This is a genomic window from Bacillus cereus group sp. MYBK222-1, assembly GCF_051916425.1.
GTDB classification, from domain to species: Bacteria; Bacillota; Bacilli; order Bacillales; family Bacillaceae_G; genus Bacillus_A; species Bacillus_A paranthracis.
Genome location: NZ_JBQAGP010000003.1, coordinates 372,266 through 389,825, shown reverse-complemented (window position 1 = coordinate 389,825; position 17,560 = coordinate 372,266). Strand labels below are relative to the sequence as shown.

Here is a 17,560-nt window from a genome sequence, read left to right as displayed (position 1 = left end):
ATAGCGAAAATTAATCGTTAAGATATAAGAAGCTTTAAATCTTGTACTTACACAGAAAGGTTGGGAGTTATGGAAGGGAAAATTTTAATCGTTGATGATCAATATGGCATTCGTGTGTTATTACATGAAGTGTTCCAAAAAGAAGGTTATCAGACATTCCAAGCAGCGAATGGATTTCAAGCTTTAGATATCGTGAAAAAAGATAATCCAGATTTAGTTGTGTTAGATATGAAAATTCCAGGTATGGATGGTATAGAGATTTTAAAGCATGTAAAAGAAATTGATGAGAGTATTAAAGTGATTTTAATGACTGCTTATGGAGAGCTTGATATGATCCAAGAAGCAAAAGATTTAGGTGCTTTAATGCATTTTGCTAAACCATTTGATATTGATGAAATTCGTCAAGCGGTGAGAAATGAACTCGCTGTAGAGGCTTAAAAATGAATTTTTTATAAAAAATATGGAAAAAAGCGTTTACATGGACTATTGTGCAGGTGAATACGGTTGAGTTTTTGAGTACAAGTTGTTATCCTATTGAGTGTAGAAAAAAGTCCGGTATGTAGATATACATATTTTACCTTATTCTGGTCATACTACCAGCGATAAGAACTTATCGGATACAAAAAACGTTTTTTAGGAGGATTCACCATGCCTTTAGTTTCTATGAAAGAAATGCTAAACAAAGCACTAGAAGGAAAATACGCAGTTGGTCAATTCAACATGAACAACTTAGAGTGGACTCAAGCTATCTTAGCTGCTGCGGAAGAAGAAAAATCTCCTGTAATCCTAGGTGTATCTGAGGGTGCAGCTCGTCATATGACTGGTTTCAAAACAGTTGTAGCTATGGTTAAAGCTTTAATCGAAGAAATGAACATCACTGTTCCTGTAGCGATTCACCTTGACCATGGTTCAAGCTTCGAAAAATGTAAAGAAGCAATCGATGCAGGTTTCACATCTGTAATGATCGACGCTTCTCACCACCCATTCGAAGAAAACGTAGAAACTACTAAAAAAGTAGTAGAATACGCACACGCTCGTAACGTATCTGTTGAAGCTGAGCTTGGAACAGTTGGCGGACAAGAAGACGACGTAATCGCTGAAGGCGTAATTTACGCTGACCCAGCTGAGTGTAAGCACCTTGTTGAAGCAACAGGTATCGATTGCCTAGCTCCAGCTTTAGGTTCTGTACACGGTCCTTACAAAGGTGAGCCTAACTTAGGATTCGCTGAAATGGAACAAGTTCGTGACTTCACTGGCGTACCTTTAGTATTACACGGTGGTACTGGTATCCCAACTGCTGATATCGAAAAAGCTATCTCTTTAGGTACTTCAAAAATCAACGTAAACACTGAGAACCAAATTGAGTTTACAAAAGCTGTTCGTGAAGTATTAAACAAAGACCAAGAAGTTTACGATCCTCGTAAATTTATCGGACCTGGCCGCGACGCTATCAAAGCAACTGTTATTGGTAAAATTCGCGAATTCGGTTCTAACGGTAAAGCGTAAGAATAAAATTCCGTTTTGGAAACCGTCTACTCTTTTAGACGGTTTCCTTTCGTTGTATAATGAAAGCGTGAACAAGTCTAAAGATTTTATCATTTTGTTTTTGAAATAGAAAATAATGTGCATAGTCCTATTAATAAATGTGATAATGTATCTAAATTGATAAAGTAAATTCGATAAATAGTTAATCTTTATCTTTTTGTATTACAGGAGAAATGAAGATGATGGTTTCCTATTTATTGAGTGTTAGGGTGGAAAGAGTGATTGAGATTCTTAAGGGGGAGCTTTCTATAAAAATATAGAAAGTAAATACATTCACAAGAAGGGAGCTCAATATGGAAAAATTGCTAATTGAAGGCGGAAGAGCTTTAAATGGAACAATTCGTGTGAGTGGTGCAAAGAACAGCGCCGTTGCACTAATTCCAGCGACAATTTTAGCAGATACTCCAGTAACTATTGGTGGTGTCCCTAATATTTCGGACGTGAAAATGTTAGGAGACTTACTAGAGGAAATTGGAGGAAGAGTAACGTATGGACAGGAGGAAGAGATGGTAGTCGATCCTTCTAACATGGTTGCAATGCCTTTACCAAATGGAAAAGTGAAAAAATTGCGTGCTTCTTATTATTTAATGGGTGCGATGCTTGGCCGTTTTAAAAAAGCTGTTATTGGGCTTCCAGGTGGATGTCACTTAGGACCGAGGCCGATTGATCAGCACATTAAAGGATTTGAAGCGTTAGGTGCACATGTTACGAATGAACAAGGTGCTATCTATTTAAGAGCAGATGAACTACGAGGGGCACGTATTTATTTAGATGTTGTTAGTGTAGGAGCTACGATTAATATTATGCTAGCAGCTGTACGAGCGAAAGGTAGAACTGTTATTGAAAACGCAGCGAAAGAACCAGAGATTATTGATGTAGCTACATTGTTAACTAGCATGGGAGCACGCATTAAAGGTGCTGGTACAGATGTAATCCGAATTGATGGTGTGGATTCATTGCACGGTTGTCATCATACGATCATTCCAGATCGTATTGAAGCGGGTACGTATATGATTTTAGGTGCTGCGTCAGGAGGAGAAGTAACAGTTGATAATGTTATTCCTCAGCATTTGGAGTCAGTTACTGCAAAATTAAGAGAAGCTGGTGTCCAAGTTGAAACGAATGATGACCAGATTACAGTGAACGGTGATAGAAGATTAAAAGTAGTTGATATAAAAACGCTTGTATATCCAGGTTTCCCAACAGATTTACAACAGCCATTTACAACACTTTTAACAAAGGCGCATGGAACGGGTGTTGTAACGGATACGATTTATGGCGCACGTTTTAAACATATTGATGAATTACGTCGCATGAATGCGCAAATTAAAGTAGAAGGTCGGTCAGCTATCGTAACTGGTCCTGTTTTATTACAAGGTGCAAAAGTGAAAGCGAGTGATTTGCGAGCTGGAGCAGCTCTTGTTATTGCAGGATTGATGGCGGATGGAATTACAGAAGTAACCGGACTTGAGCATATTGATCGTGGCTATGAAAATATAGTAGACAAGCTTAAAGGGCTTGGTGCAAACATTTGGCGAGAACAAATGACAAAGCAAGAAATTGAAGAAATGAAGAACGCATAAGTGATACTTCCGCGAGGGGGAAGCGAAGCATCACTACTTGCGGAAGTACACTTTATAGAAAAACACGGTTCACAAAATACGGCAGAAATATAAAGACTTAAAGGAGAGGGATTATCGTGGAAAGAAGTTTATCTATGGAGTTAGTACGTGTAACAGAGGCTGCAGCTTTATCATCAGCGCGTTGGATGGGACGCGGGAAAAAGGATGAGGCAGACGGTGCAGCAACATCAGCTATGCGTGATGTATTTGATACAATTCCGATGAAAGGTACAGTTGTAATTGGTGAAGGTGAAATGGATGAAGCACCAATGCTATATATCGGAGAAAAATTAGGTACAGGATATGGTCCGCGTGTAGACGTTGCAGTTGATCCTTTAGAAGGGACAAACATTGTAGCAGCTGGTGGATGGAATGCTCTTGCTGTTATTGCAATTGCAGATCATGGTAATTTGTTACATGCTCCTGACATGTACATGGATAAAATCGCGGTTGGCCCAGAAGCAGTTGGGGCGGTCGATATTGATGCGCCTATTATCGATAACTTACGTGCAGTTGCGAAAGCGAAAAACAAAGATATTGAAGATGTTGTAGCGACAGTTTTAAACCGTCCACGTCATCAAGCAATTATTGAAGAAATTCGTAAAGCTGGTGCTCGCATTAAATTGATTAATGATGGAGACGTAGCTGGTGCAATCAACACCGCATTTGATCGTACAGGTGTAGATATTTTATTCGGCTCTGGTGGCGCGCCTGAGGGTGTGTTAGCAGCAGTTGCATTAAAATGTTTAGGTGGAGAAATTCACGGGAAATTATTACCACAAAACGAAGCTGAATTGGCGCGTTGCAAAAAGATGGGCATAGAAGACATCAACCGCATCCTTCGCATGGAGGACTTAGTAAAAGGTGACGATGCAATCTTCGCAGCAACAGGCGTAACAGACGGAGAACTACTACGCGGCGTTCAATTTAAAGGTAGCGTAGGAACAACACAATCCCTTGTTATGCGCGCAAAATCAGGCACAGTACGCTTCGTAGACGGACGTCACAGCTTAAATAAAAAACCGAACTTGGTTATTAAGTAAAAAGCGGAGGTGGCTTGCTCAGAAGGGGAAGGCATTGGAACTCCTGACGAAGAGGCGTTTTGTGCCTCGTAGGAAGAAGTGAAGCCACCGACCATTCTAGCTGCTGAAGCTGGATTAAATAAAAAGCGAAGACAAATTTTCTTGTCTTCGCTTCTTGTATTTGTGTTTCAACGTATTGATTAAAACTAGATAAAAGGGTTACAATAGTGAATATTACCCTACTTGAACTTATTGCCTTTCATTATTAATTATTTGCCTTCCGTATTTTTTCCCTTTACCCATGTGAAAAGAGAATAACGTTAAAGTGTGGTGTCTGAATGAATTTGTCAATTGCAGCATTAGAAAACATGAAATTAAAAGAGTTATACGAGCTTGCGAAAGAATTTAAAATTTCGTATTATAGCAAATTAACGAAAAAAGAGTTAATCTTCGCCATTTTAAAAGCTCGAGCAGAAAAAGAAGGTTTCTTCTTCATGGAAGGCGTATTAGAAATTATTCAATCAGAAGGATTTGGATTCCTACGTCCTATCAACTACTCTCCAAGCTCAGAAGATATTTATATCTCAGCTTCGCAAATCCGTCGTTTCGATTTACGTAATGGAGATAAGGTTTCTGGTAAAGTACGACCTCCGAAAGAAAATGAACGCTACTTTGGGTTATTACAAGTTGAAGCTGTAAACGGAGATGATCCAGAGTCAGCAAAAGAGCGTGTGCATTTCCCTGCATTAACACCATTATACCCAGATCGCCAAATGAAATTGGAAACGGAACCGAAAAAGTTACCGACACGCATCATGGATTTAATTGCACCAGTTGGATTTGGACAACGTGGTTTAATTGTCGCGCCTCCAAAGGCTGGTAAAACTAGTCTATTAAAAGAAATCGCACACAGTGTTACAACAAATCATCCGGAAGCTGAATTAATTGTCCTTTTAATTGATGAGCGTCCAGAGGAAGTAACAGATATTGAACGTTCTGTTAAAGGAGATGTTGTAAGCTCTACTTTTGATGAAGTACCAGAAAATCATATTAAAGTAGCAGAACTTGTGTTAGAACGTGCAATGCGTCTTGTAGAGCACAAAAAAGATGTTATCATTTTAATGGATAGTATTACCCGTTTAGCGCGAGCTTACAACCTTGTTATTCCGCCAAGTGGTAGAACATTATCGGGTGGTATCGACCCAGCTGCCTTCCATAGACCGAAGCGTTTCTTTGGAGCTGCACGTAATATCGAAGAAGGCGGTAGCTTAACAATTTTAGCAACAGCTCTTGTTGATACAGGATCTCGTATGGACGATGTAATTTACGAAGAATTTAAAGGAACTGGAAATATGGAACTTCATTTAGATCGTTCATTAGCTGAGCGTCGTATCTTCCCGGCAATTGATATTCGCCGTTCTGGTACACGTAAAGAGGATCTATTAATTCCGAAAGAACATTTAGACAAACTATGGGGTATTCGTAAAACAATGCGTGATACACCAGACTTTGTTGAAGGTTTCTTACGTAAACTTCGTCAAACAAAGACAAATGAAGAATTTTTACAAAACATTGTTGCAGATTCGAAAAGATATGTAACAACGAAGTAAAGGGAAAAGATTGGGACTCGCTTATTTTATGGTAAGCGAGTTTTTTATGTTTTTTAGGTGATCTTAAAGAGAGATGAGCGGCCTCCATTTTAAGATAATATCCAGCTTCAGCGGCTAGAATCTCCGGTCATTTCACTCTCTCGCTCGAAGCAAAAAGCGCTTCAAGGTCGAGAGTTCCAAATAGCCTGCGATTCTGAGCGAGCCGCTTCTGCTTTTAAATGATATCCAGTTCCGGTGGCTAGCTCTTCGCATCTAAGAACCTTCCGCCCGAAAGGTAAAAAGCACCTTTAGGGCGAAAGAACCTTAGCTGGTCAGAGCTGAGCGAGCCCCCTCCACTTTAAAGATAATATCCAGCTTCAGCGGCTAGAATGGTCGGTGGCTTCGCGTCTTCCTACGAGGCAAAAAGCGCCTCTACGTCAGAAGCTCCATCCCCCTCCCATTCTGAACGAGCCGCTTCTGCTTTTAAAATTAAAAAGACAAAAACAGGTAGTTGCAAAATGAAGTTAGCCTTGTTATAATTTCATCATATGTGTTTCATCAATATAGTTGTGTATGCAGCTGAAGATGAAAAACTCTGTTTCGAAAATGATTCAGGGCGGAAGGAGATGAAAAGAATGAAAGCAGGAATTCACCCAGATTACAAGAAAGTTGTATTCATGGACACAAACACAGGCTTCAAATTCTTAAGCGGATCTACTAGAGGATCTAACGAAACTGTTGAGTGGGAAGATGGTAACACTTATCCATTACTAAAAGTTGAGATCAGTTCTGATTCTCACCCATTCTACACTGGACGTCAGAAGTTTGCTACTGCAGACGGACGCGTTGACCGCTTCAATAAGAAATACGGTCTTAAGTAATAAAAACATAAAACAGGCAAGTGTATCTATTCGCTTGTCTGTTTTTTTTGCGAAAATATTATACCTTTACCCTACTTTTAATTAAAAAGTAGATGAAAGGAGAGCTTCATGTACTTAATAAATCAGAACGGTTGGATTGAAGTGATTTGCGGTAGTATGTTTTCTGGTAAATCAGAAGAGCTTATCCGCCGTGTGCGTCGTACGCAATTTGCGAAACAACATGCAATTGTATTTAAACCATGTATTGATAATCGCTATAGTGAAGAAGACGTTGTATCACATAACGGATTAAAGGTAAAAGCAGTTCCTGTTTCAGCTTCAAAAGATATATTTGAACATATCACTGAAGAAATGGATGTAATTGCAATCGATGAGGTGCAATTCTTTGATGGGGACATTGTGGAAGTGGTGCAAGTATTGGCAAATCGTGGCTATCGTGTCATTGTAGCTGGTTTAGACCAAGATTTCCGTGGTCTACCATTTGGACAAGTTCCTCAGCTGATGGCGATTGCTGAACATGTAACAAAACTACAAGCAGTATGTTCTGCATGTGGATCTCCGGCAAGTCGTACACAACGATTAATTGATGGAGAACCAGCGGCATTTGATGATCCGATTATTTTAGTTGGTGCTTCAGAATCGTATGAACCACGCTGTCGTCATTGTCATGCAGTTCCTACAAACAAAGATAAGTAAAACTCGCTGCGCAAGGCGGGTTTTTTTCAGAATAGAGAGTGTGAGTGGTGTGAGCCACTTGCGCTTTAAGTTGTAATATCTAGCTCCAGCGGCTAGAATCTCCGGCCATTTCACTCTCTCGCTTGAAGCAAAAAGCGCTTCAAGGTCGAGAGTTCCAATGGCCTGCGATTCTGAGCAAGCCGCTTACGCTTTTAAATATAATTTGCGTTTTTTTGAGTAAGTACCATATACTATTTGTATTAGATACTAGGATGTAGAGGTGAATGATGTGTTAGATCGTTTGCAAGCTGTAGAAAATCGTTATGAGAAGTTAAATGAATTGCTAAGCGACCCAGCAATTATTAGTGATTCAAATAAGCTTCGTGAATATTCAAAGGAACAGTCTGATATACAGGAAACGGTAGAGGTGTATCGTGAGTATAAGGATGTTCGTGAGCAATTAAAAGATGCGAAAGCAATGTTAGAAGATAAGTTAGACGCAGAAATGCGTGAAATGGTAAAAGAAGAGGTTTCTGAGTTAGAATCACAAGAAAAAACATTATCAGAGCGTCTGAAAATTTTACTTGTACCAAAAGACCCTAACGATGATAAGAACGTTATCGTTGAGGTTCGTGGAGCTGCTGGTGGCGACGAGGCCGCTTTATTTGCTGGTGACTTATATCGTATGTATAGCCGTTATGCTGAGGTGCAAGGTTGGAAAACGGAGATTATCGAGGCTAGCTATACAGAGTTAGGTGGATATAAAGAGATTATCTTTATGATTAACGGTAAAGGTGCTTTCGCGAAGCTGAAATTCGAGAATGGCGCTCACCGTGTACAACGTGTTCCTGAAACGGAATCTGGTGGACGTATCCATACATCTACAGCAACTGTAGCTGTATTACCAGAGGCAGAAGAAGTAGAAATTGATATTCATGAGAAAGATGTTCGTGTTGATACATTCGCTTCTAGTGGACCTGGTGGACAGAGCGTTAATACAACGATGTCAGCGGTACGTTTAACGCATTTACCGACTGGTGTAGTTGTATCATGTCAGGATGAGAAATCACAAATTAAGAATAAAGAAAAAGCGATGAAAGTATTACGCGCACGTGTTTATGATAAGTTTAGACAAGAAGCACAAGCTGAGTATGATCAAAACCGTAAACAAGCTGTTGGTACGGGTGATCGTTCAGAGCGTATTCGTACGTATAACTTCCCGCAAAACCGTGTTACAGACCATCGAATCGGTTTAACGATTCAAAAGTTAGATCAAATCTTACAAGGTAAGTTAGATGATTTCATCAATGCCTTAGTAATGGAAGATCAGGCTCAAAGGATGGAGGCAGCTGAGTAATGCGTGTCTATGAAGCCCTGAAATGGGCTTCTTCTTTTTTACAGGAGAATGGACGAGATGAAAATGCGGGAGAAATTGTCCTTTGTCATGTATTAAAGACGAATAGAACAGGATTATTGATGAACATGCGTGAAGAAATAACTGCGGAACAAGAAAAAAGTTTTACAGAGTTTATCCACAAGCATGTAGAAGGTATTCCTATTCAATATATGATTGGTCATGAAATGTTTTATGGAAGATCGTTCTTTGTGAATGAAGAAGTATTAATACCAAGACCAGAAACAGAAGAGCTTATAGTAGGAGTGTTAGAAAGAATCGAGCGTCATTTTGGTGATGAGAAAATACATGTAGCAGATATTGGTACAGGTAGCGGAGCAATTTCGATTACACTTGCTTTAGAAAATAAAAATCTTCATGTGTATACGGTAGATATTGCGCAGGAGTCGATTGAAGTTGCAAAAGAAAATGCGAAAACTTTGGGCGCAGAAGTAACGTTCTATCATGGTGATTTATTATCACCATTTTATGAAACGGGTCAAAAGTTAGATGTTGTTGTTTCAAATCCTCCATATATACCGGAAGAAGATTGGCGTGGTCTTTCTCCAGTGGTGAAAGAGCATGAGCCAAAGAGAGCGCTTGTTGGTGGTGAAGACGGATTAGATTTCTATCGCCGCTTTATGGAAGAGTTGCCGAATGTGTTGCAGAAGAAAGCAATTGTCGCATTTGAAATTGGAGTAGGGCAAGGTGAGGACGTGAAAGGGCTGTTACAACAAGCATTTCCACATGCTCATGTTGAGGTTGTTTTTGATATTAATGGAAAAGATCGTATGGTATTTGCGGAGATGGAGTAAGGTTTACACCTTACTCTATTTTTTTTGTGGAAAAATTCATATAGATTTTGAATTTAATAGTTTAGAAAGATGAAAGTCTGTCCACACTGTTTGTAGAAGGGACGGTGGAGGAAATGAAAAAACAAGTTATTGCTTATCTTCTTCTATTATTAATTGGTGCACAGTTACTTGTGCAGTTTGGATATATGAAAGCTGATGCGAAAGGGCCTTCAGTTATTCCGAAAGAGGCCGTTCGATTACGGATTTTAGCAAATAGTGATTCAGATAAAGACCAGGCGTTAAAGCGCAAAGTGCGTGATGAAGTAAAAGCACAAATTGATGGATGGGTAGCTGATTTAACTTCATTTGAAGAGGCACGCAAGGTCATTCAAAGTCATATTCCAGAAATCGAAAAAACAGTAGCAAATACGTTGAAAAAAGAAGGAAGTAAAGATTCATTTCAAGTGAAATTCAGTAAAAATGTGAAGTTTCCTACAAAGGTATATGGGAATTTTATTTATCCGGCAGGGGAATATGAAGCAGTCTTAATTACAATTGGGGAAGGTGAAGGGGCAAACTGGTGGTGTGTACTATTTCCACCAATGTGTTTCTTAGATTTTTCAAGTGGTACAGCTGTAAGGAAAGAAGAACATGTTGTGAAGGCTGAATCTCCTGAAGAGGAGCAAGTGAAACAAATAGATGATGAAGAAGTAGTAAATGCAGAAGAGAAAAAAGGGGATGAGGTGAAAGAAAAGAAAGTTGTAAAGCAGGAAGTCGCAAAAAAAGTAACAGCTTCTGAAAAAAAAGTAGTAAAAAATGAAACGAAAGTAGAAGAACAACCTGCAAGTAAAGAGGAAACAAAAACTGTGGAAAAAGTGGAGAAACCTGTGGAACAAAAACAAGAAAAGCGAAATGAGTATGTAAAAGTAGAAGAGGAAGAAGAAAAGCCGGAAGTTAAGTTATTTATTGTAGAAGCTTTTACATCTTTATTCTCTAAATAGTACTATTCGTAAATCCCTTCTCATATATAAAAAAGAGGAGGGATTTATTATGAAGAAGGTATATTTTGCGACAAGGGCAGATGTGGAAAGATTGCATTCTTTTTTCGGACAAGCTAATAAAAAAGATGATAAAATAAATGAGTTGTACGCACAGTTTATGATTTTGGAAGAGGCGGAAGAAATACGGGCAGTCATTGGATATGAACAAAGTGAAGAAAACGCACTTATTCGTTCTTGTTTATTCACACCTAATGTGGATAAACAGACTTTCTTATATTTTTTTGAAATGTTTTTGCAGTATATGAAAGAAAAAAATATTCGACAATTGTACTTACTAACAAATCATCCACAATCTATAACGATCTTTCAGTTTTTTGACTTTGTTACGATAGAGAAAGAGAACGTACCAGAGGGAATTCGACAGTTAGAACACTTTTGTAAAAATATAAAAGAGCCAAATGCAATAATACTAAATTGTCAGCTATTCACAAAGTTATCCACGGATTAATTAGGTTTATCCACATTTTGTGGATAAACCTTGTTTGTCTTTTGGATAAATCTCATAGTAAACTAAAAATAGACAAGTATTTCAGGGTAGAAAAGGACGTGGGAAAAAATGCATACAAATATGTGGGTTGTGGATAATGTTGTGGAAAGAAAAAAATATTATCCACAGTTACAAGAAGCAGCAAAATTATTAAGGGAAAATGAGGCGATTGCCTTCCCTACAGAAACGGTATATGGACTAGGTGCAAACGCGATGAATGATGAAGCGATTGCGAAAATTTTTGAAGCGAAAGGAAGACCGAGTGATAATCCACTTATTGTCCACATCGGTACAAAATCGCAGTTAGATGGTATTGTGAAGGAAATTCCGCCAGTTGCAGAACAGTTAATGGAGCATTTTTGGCCGGGCCCTTTAACAATTATTTTACCTAGAAAAGAAGGGATTTCAGAGAAGGTAACGGCAGGACTTAATACGGTTGGAGTAAGAATGCCTGATCATCCGGTAGCTCTTGCTCTTATTGAAGAGGCAAATGTACCTGTTGCAGCACCTAGTGCAAATCGTTCAGGTCGTCCAAGTCCGACGTTAGCATCTCACGTATATGAAGATTTAAATGAGAAAATCGCAGGTATTGTAGATGGTGGTGCAACAGGGGTCGGTGTTGAATCGACTGTAATTGATTGTACGAGCGCTGTTCCAACGATATTACGCCCAGGTGGAATTACGAAAGAACAATTGGAAGCGGTGATTGGCACGGTTTCTTTAGATCCGGCTCTAAAGGATGAGAAGGAAAAACCTAAATCACCTGGAATGAAATATACACATTATGCACCGAAAGCGCCGCTAAGTATTGTTGAAGGTTCACGTGAATTTATTCAGCTTATTGTGGATAAGAAAAAGGAAGAAGGATTCAAAGTCGGTGTATTAACGACAGAAGAGTATCAGCATGTATATAGCGCGGATGTTGTATTATCTTGTGGTGTTCGAAGTGATTTAGCTAGCGTTGCGACTAAATTATATGATGTACTTAGAACATTTGATGCAAGTGAAGTGGATGTTATTTTTAGTGAATCATTCCCGAATGAAGGAATAGGGAATGCCATTATGAATCGTTTAACAAAAGCGGCAGGACATCAAATTATTACTGAATGATAAGGTACGATTAGCAAACAGAATATTTCTCCTCGGATAAGCATATTGTGAAGTAGCACGTCCGAGGAGGGACATGAATGACGTTTGAACAGCTAATACCTTTAATAATTATGGCATTCGCCTTAGGGATGGATGCATTTTCGGTGAGTCTTGGTATGGGAATGATGGCCTTAAAGATAAGACAGATCCTGTATATCGGTGTGACGATAGGGATATTTCATATTATCATGCCATTTATTGGGATGGTATTAGGTCGTTTTTTATCAGAGCAGTATGGAGACATTGCACATTTTGCAGGTGCTATTTTATTAATAGGACTAGGATTTTATATTGTGTATTCCTCTATTTTAGAGAATGAAGAGACTAGAACAGCCCCTATTGGAATTAGTTTATTCGTATTTGCATTTGGTGTTAGTATAGATAGTTTTTCAGTAGGGCTTAGTCTTGGTATTTACGGAGCACAGACAGTTATTACGATATTACTCTTTGGATTTATTAGTATGTTATTAGCGTGGACTGGTTTATTCATTGGTAGGCATGCGAAAGGTATGCTCGGTACATATGGTGAGATAGTAGGTGGTATCATTTTGGTTGGATTTGGATTATATCTCCTTTTTCCTATATAATTTTAAGGGGGAGGGCGTTATGAACAAATTATTGGAATGGTATATTCGATTTGTAACTTTTTTTCCGAGATGGTTACGACTACTTGTTATTTGGGGTATTATTTTACAAATTTCAATTTTAGGTTGGATTAAATTAATTCGCGAATGGTAAGATAGTTCCTTTCTGTGCATAGTTTTGTTTGTACTATACTGATTGCGCTAAAAAATTAAACATATAGAAAGGATGAGATGGATGACGAGATTGAAGCAAGTTTTTGGTATTATTATTAGTTTTTTTGTTTTTTGGTTTAGTATGCTCGGTGTACAAATGTTTGCTGAGTTTTTAGATATTGAGTCATTGAAGTTTGTTGCAGGGAAAACGGAGGCAGCGCGTGCCTTTTATTCTCCGTATCCATTTATAATTGTTTTTCTTATTACATTGCTTTCCCTATATTTCTTAGTCATTAAGCTTGGGAAACCGAAAAAAGAGAAAGTACCTACTTTAGAGGAGCAGAAAGAAGAGATATAAGGGGGATACTATGTCTAACATTTCTTTGGCAGAAGCTGTAAAATTAAAAAGTGTATTATCGAAAAGGATACATGAATTAGAAGAAGAGATGAACCAAATTGGATTTGTTGAAATTGAAAAAGGTGATACACTTCCAAAACAGACGCGTACATTGGTACAAGTTGAACAGGAGCTAGATGAAGTTCGCGCTGATTTTCGTCTTTTAGATAAATTAATGTATGAAGCAAATATCCGAAATGAAGTGAATTTCAACGGAGAGAATATAACGATTGTTGAAGCGATAGAACTTGCAACGCAGTTACGTGCAAAAGCTCGAAAGTGTAAAGAGTTTGGCGTGAGTAAGAAAGAAGAACATGTATATTCGTACGGTGAAACATCGTCGCTTGTAAAAGTAGCCATGTTTGATCCTGAAGTATATCGTGTAAAAGGTTTAGAGTTAGAGAGACAAGCTAATAGGTTATCTAACTTAATTAATGCGAAAAACTACGCCATTGAACTAGACTTTGATGGTGAAAAATACTTTTAAACCTTGAAGTGGTGAGACTCCGCTTCAAGGCATAGAAGAAGACCACTTTTGTAAAAATGAGATTTGTGATGGCCAAAGGACAACCAATCATCCAATAACCAATCACACTGTTACTTTTTACCGATGACCAATAATGGGAAAAGAGGTCGATGACCAATAATGAAAAATTATTTTTCTTCTTCTATGAAAAGGGTGTACCAAATTAATTTGGTACACCCTTTTATATTATTGTTACTTCTATTCTGAACGAGCTGTTTTCGCTGTTAGTTGTTATCCAGCTCCAGCGGCTAGAATGGTCGGTGGCTTCGCGTCTTCCTGCGAGGCAAAAGGCGCCTCTACGTCAGAAGCTCCATCCTCCTCCCATTCTGAACGAGCCGCTTCCGCTTTTAGATTGGCCTCACTAATTCAAATTGTTCTCCTAGTTTTGCGTAGTTGTGTCCTGCTAGGCGGCTTACTGGTTTTAGTCCTTCGGCATGAATGCGTCCTTTTTCGTATAGGTGTTCTGCGACGTGGAAGCGAACGACGCGTCCGATTAGTAAATCGCAAGCTGGTGAGTCTTCTGTTCCGCCAAGGGGAATTGCGCGTTCTAGTACGCATTCCATTCGAATATTTGCTTCTTTTACACCTGGAACGGAGATGACATCACTTTCAATTGGTGTTAATTTTGCTAATTCAATTTCACTTTCATTTGGAGGGAGATTTGCTGCTGTTTCGTTAATTGCCGCTACATATGATTCATCAGAGATATGTACAACAAATTCTCCTTTTTCAATTGCGTTTCGAGAAGTGTCTTTTCTTTCTCCAGCTTTTCGTTGTACAGAAACTGAGATAAGTGGCGGATTAGCAGCAACAATATTGAAATAACTATATGGTGCTCCATTTAATACGCCGTCTTTTGTTACAGAAGTAACGAATGCGACAGGGCGTGGAATAATACTTCCTGTAAGTAATTTGTAATTCTCTTTTTCCGATTGTTCATTTGGATTAATGGATAACATGATTGAAATCCCCTTTCTAAATATGACGACTTATTGTTTGTTTACAAGATGTTAGTGGAAAACTCCTGCTGAAAATAATATTTTTATTACATAAAAAGAACTTACTTCAACCACAATGAAGTAAGTTCCACCTAAATAATCTCGGATTCAAGATAAAAATTATAGTAAAACGTATGCGCCAGGACCGATTAAAGCTACACCGATAGCAACAGCGATTAACATTAAGTTATATTCATATCCATTTTGAGTTACCCAGTAACCGTTTTTTCCATGAACAGTGAAGATCGCCATTAACATTGTTCCAACAATAAATAATGAACCGATTGCAGTGAAAATACCTGATGCGAATAAGAAACCACCTAATAGTTCAGTTGCACCAGCCATAAATGCCATAAATACACCAGGGCGTAAACCGATTGATTCCATCCAGCCACCTGTTCCTTTTAAACCGTAACCGCCGAACCAACCAAATAATTTTTGAGCACCATGACCCATGAATGTAATACCTATAATAAGACGAATAATAAGAAGACCGAAATCCATCATTTTTGAAAACCTCCTAAAAGTTATTAACTTACCTTACGTAAGTAATAATAAAATAGTTACTTACTTTAGTCAAGTGGATTTCGAAAAAAGTTTGAAAAAAATTTTACAAATTAACAACAAAAAATAAAATGTAGTAAAGACCTCTAGACAAGTTAGGTAAAAAAAGAGAAAATATAAGTAGAAGTTAACTTCTTATTGTTATTCAGACAATCAGAATTGACTGGAATTTTGTGAGACGCTACAATAAGAGTCTAGTAGTAATGACGTAATTTATTTCGAAAGCGTTTTTACAGTATAATATTCGAAGTATGAAGTCTTACGTTTATTCTGATCTTTAATAGAGATTGCCCTATAAACTTTTAGGTAAATTATAAGGAGGACTATCCTATGTTTAAAAAATTATTCGGTCTTGGTTCAAAAACAAATGAAGAAACAATTGTAGCTCCATTAACTGGAGCGGTGAAAAATATTGAAGAAGTACCAGATCCAGTATTCGCTGGTCGTATGATGGGTGACGGTGTTGCAATCGATCCTACTGAAGGTGTAGTTGTATCTCCAGTTGATGGCGAAATCGTACAATTATTCCACACGAAACATGCAATTGGAATTAAAGCGAAAAACGGTATAGAAATTTTAATCCACGTTGGATTAGAAACTGTAAAAATGGAAGGCGAAGGTTTTGAAGCTCACGTTTCTGAAGGACAAGCTGTAAAAGCTGGAGATAAATTAATCTCATTCGACTTAGAATTAATTCGTGAAAAAGCGAAAAGCACAATTACTCCAATCGTTATTACAAACACAGATGCAGCTGAGTCTATTAAGACAACTGTAGGTGTAACTGCTACAAAAGGTTCAACAGAAGTAATGAAAGTTACAATGAAATAATTATCACATGAAAGGAATCCGTTTCGTATGAAATGGATTCCTTATTTTGTTTTGTAGTCTGTTCCTTATATATGGTAAAATACTTTGGGCACTTGGAAATAGGGTTTCACATATATGTGGATAAGGCGCATTTTTCTTAGAAAAAATATAAGAGAAATGCGCCTTTCGTATATTCACATTTCTTTTGTTCTATTGTAATGTACGCTATGATAAAAGGAAGGAAATAGAGAAAAGGGGTGGGTTTAGATGAAACGAGTATTATTTGTTTGCACTGGAAATACATGCCGTAGTCCGATGGCTGAGGCGTTACTGCGCCATTATGGAGAAGGTAAGTTTGAAGTGCAATCTGCTGGTGTTTTCGCCTATCCTGGAAGTGATGCGTCGGTACATGCAAAGGAAGCTTTAGCTGAAAAGGGAATTGCAATCGATCATGCTTCGCAGCAGGTAAACGAAGCCTTAATTGATTGGGCAGATATTGTAGTAACAATGACGGAAAACCATAAGGAACTTATCCTTGGGCATTATCCGAGTGTTGAAGGGAAAGTAGATACATTATATGGAGTAACTGAGGGGATGAGTAAGGATATTTCAGATCCGTTCGGCGGATCTCTCTCTATTTATAAAGAAACATTAGAAGAGATGGAAAAACTTGTACAAACTTTACTGAAAAAACATTCAGAAGGTTGATGTTTCGTGTATAATACGATATTGGAGATCACTTCGTCCCATTAAAGGATTAAGTGAGAATGAAGATAATGGATTGAAACTTTGGAGGGGTAAAAATGAAAGTAGTAGTAGCATCTGATCACGGCGGTATGAATATCCGTAAAGAACTTGTAAGTTTATTAGAAGAGTTAAATATTGAATATATTGATTTAGGTTGTGAATGTGAAGCTGGTTCTGTTGATTACCCTGATTTTGCGTTTCCAGCAGCGGAAATGGTAGCAAATGGCGAAGTAGATCGTGGTATCTTAGTTTGTGGGACAGGCATCGGTATGTCAATTGCTGCAAACAAAGTAAATGGTATTCGTTGTGCGTTAGTTCATGATACTTTCAGTGCGAGAGCAACGAGAGAGCATAACGATACAAACATGTTAGCAATGGGCGAGCGTGTAATTGGTGCTGGTCTAGCACGCGACATCGCAAAAATTTGGTTAACAACTGAATTTGAAGGCGGCCGTCACGAAAACCGCGTAGGAAAAATTAAAACATACGAAGCAAAGTAATAGATTCTAACTAGAAGCAGTAGGAAATATAATTTGGTGAACCAACCTGTGAAAGGAAGAGGCGTA

21 protein-coding genes are annotated in these 17,560 nt (G+C 38.2%); 19 read left to right on the top strand and 2 right to left on the bottom strand.

Annotated elements, in window-relative coordinates; translation table 11 throughout:
- Positions 1-69: 69 nt before the first annotated feature.
- The 16 genes from spo0F (at position 70) to ACTFR9_RS17880 (ending at position 13,839) form a co-directional block, all read left to right on the top strand.
- The gene (gene spo0F / locus ACTFR9_RS17955) at positions 70-438 is read left to right on the top strand and encodes a sporulation initiation phosphotransferase Spo0F (RefSeq protein WP_000398594.1); all 369 of its coding nucleotides are present in this window, start codon (positions 70-72) and stop codon (positions 436-438) included.
- A gap of 210 nt (positions 439-648) precedes the next feature.
- Positions 649-1,506 carry a class II fructose-bisphosphate aldolase gene (locus tag ACTFR9_RS17950; RefSeq protein WP_001131850.1) on the top strand — a complete coding sequence of 286 codons (858 nt, stop codon included), beginning with the start codon at positions 649-651 and terminating at the stop codon, positions 1,504-1,506.
- A 332-nt stretch (positions 1,507-1,838) separates the two neighbouring features.
- Positions 1,839-3,128: a UDP-N-acetylglucosamine 1-carboxyvinyltransferase gene (gene murA / locus ACTFR9_RS17945; protein ID WP_000413260.1), complete on the top strand. Its 1,290-nt coding sequence runs from the start codon at positions 1,839-1,841 to the stop codon at positions 3,126-3,128.
- A gap of 116 nt (positions 3,129-3,244) precedes the next feature.
- A complete protein-coding gene (glpX, locus tag ACTFR9_RS17940) occupies positions 3,245-4,210 on the top strand; it encodes a class II fructose-bisphosphatase (protein WP_000442336.1) in 966 nt (321 codons plus the stop codon).
- Positions 4,211-4,527: 317 nt separating this feature from the next.
- Positions 4,528-5,799 carry a transcription termination factor Rho gene (rho, locus tag ACTFR9_RS17935; RefSeq protein WP_001053898.1) on the top strand — a complete coding sequence of 424 codons (1,272 nt, stop codon included), beginning with the start codon at positions 4,528-4,530 and terminating at the stop codon, positions 5,797-5,799.
- Between the two features lie 614 nt (positions 5,800-6,413).
- A complete protein-coding gene (locus tag ACTFR9_RS17930) occupies positions 6,414-6,659 on the top strand; it encodes a type B 50S ribosomal protein L31 (RefSeq protein ID WP_000643437.1) in 246 nt (81 codons plus the stop codon).
- A 108-nt stretch (positions 6,660-6,767) separates the two neighbouring features.
- A complete protein-coding gene (locus tag ACTFR9_RS17925) occupies positions 6,768-7,355 on the top strand; it encodes a thymidine kinase (RefSeq protein WP_000280862.1) in 588 nt (195 codons plus the stop codon).
- Positions 7,356-7,623: 268 nt separating this feature from the next.
- Entirely contained in the window at positions 7,624-8,691 is a 1,068-nt protein-coding gene (gene prfA, locus ACTFR9_RS17920) for a peptide chain release factor 1 (protein ID WP_000887065.1), read from the top strand.
- Positions 8,691-9,542: a peptide chain release factor N(5)-glutamine methyltransferase gene (prmC, locus tag ACTFR9_RS17915; RefSeq protein WP_001267033.1), complete on the top strand. Its 852-nt coding sequence runs from the start codon at positions 8,691-8,693 to the stop codon at positions 9,540-9,542. Before prfA ends, prmC begins: the two co-directional genes overlap by 1 nt.
- A 113-nt stretch (positions 9,543-9,655) precedes the next feature.
- Positions 9,656-10,522 carry a stage II sporulation protein R gene (spoIIR, locus tag ACTFR9_RS17910; protein ID WP_002163457.1) on the top strand — a complete coding sequence of 289 codons (867 nt, stop codon included), beginning with the start codon at positions 9,656-9,658 and terminating at the stop codon, positions 10,520-10,522.
- A 49-nt stretch (positions 10,523-10,571) separates the two neighbouring features.
- Positions 10,572-11,030, top strand: a complete 459-nt coding sequence (locus tag ACTFR9_RS17905; RefSeq protein ID WP_229136599.1) for a mechanosensitive ion channel protein — start codon at positions 10,572-10,574, stop codon at positions 11,028-11,030.
- Between the two features lie 108 nt (positions 11,031-11,138).
- Complete coding sequence (locus ACTFR9_RS17900; RefSeq protein ID WP_000557347.1) at positions 11,139-12,179, top strand: L-threonylcarbamoyladenylate synthase; 1,041 nt, start codon at positions 11,139-11,141, stop codon at positions 12,177-12,179.
- A gap of 77 nt (positions 12,180-12,256) precedes the next feature.
- A complete protein-coding gene (locus ACTFR9_RS17895; protein ID WP_000142468.1) occupies positions 12,257-12,805 on the top strand; it encodes a manganese efflux pump MntP in 549 nt (182 codons plus the stop codon).
- Between the two features lie 19 nt (positions 12,806-12,824).
- Positions 12,825-12,956: a hypothetical protein gene (locus ACTFR9_RS17890; RefSeq protein ID WP_001037628.1), complete on the top strand. Its 132-nt coding sequence runs from the start codon at positions 12,825-12,827 to the stop codon at positions 12,954-12,956.
- 81 nt (positions 12,957-13,037) lie between these two features.
- Positions 13,038-13,313: a DUF3935 domain-containing protein gene (locus ACTFR9_RS17885; protein WP_000197468.1), complete on the top strand. Its 276-nt coding sequence runs from the start codon at positions 13,038-13,040 to the stop codon at positions 13,311-13,313.
- A 10-nt stretch (positions 13,314-13,323) separates the two neighbouring features.
- Positions 13,324-13,839, top strand: coding sequence for a hypothetical protein (locus ACTFR9_RS17880; RefSeq protein WP_000065590.1), 516 nt, complete (start codon positions 13,324-13,326; stop codon positions 13,837-13,839).
- Between the two features lie 386 nt (positions 13,840-14,225).
- Here the strand turns inward: ACTFR9_RS17880 and ACTFR9_RS17875 are convergent, their stop codons facing one another.
- A complete protein-coding gene (locus ACTFR9_RS17875) occupies positions 14,226-14,837 on the bottom strand; it encodes a flavin reductase family protein (protein WP_000949039.1) in 612 nt (203 codons plus the stop codon).
- A 159-nt stretch (positions 14,838-14,996) separates the two neighbouring features.
- Entirely contained in the window at positions 14,997-15,383 is a 387-nt protein-coding gene (locus ACTFR9_RS17870; RefSeq protein ID WP_000968618.1) for a DoxX family protein, read from the bottom strand.
- A gap of 387 nt (positions 15,384-15,770) precedes the next feature.
- On the opposite strand from ACTFR9_RS17870, the gene ACTFR9_RS17865 reads away from it, so the two are divergent.
- The 3 genes from ACTFR9_RS17865 to rpiB all read left to right on the top strand — a co-directional run bounded on the left by ACTFR9_RS17865 (position 15,771) and on the right by rpiB (position 17,494).
- A complete protein-coding gene (locus tag ACTFR9_RS17865; RefSeq protein ID WP_440049006.1) occupies positions 15,771-16,268 on the top strand; it encodes a PTS sugar transporter subunit IIA in 498 nt (165 codons plus the stop codon).
- Between the two features lie 246 nt (positions 16,269-16,514).
- Positions 16,515-16,955, top strand: a complete 441-nt coding sequence (locus ACTFR9_RS17860) for a low molecular weight protein arginine phosphatase (protein WP_000832385.1) — start codon at positions 16,515-16,517, stop codon at positions 16,953-16,955.
- A gap of 95 nt (positions 16,956-17,050) precedes the next feature.
- Positions 17,051-17,494: a ribose 5-phosphate isomerase B gene (rpiB, locus tag ACTFR9_RS17855; protein WP_000869919.1), complete on the top strand. Its 444-nt coding sequence runs from the start codon at positions 17,051-17,053 to the stop codon at positions 17,492-17,494.
- Positions 17,495-17,560: the final 66 nt, after the last annotated feature.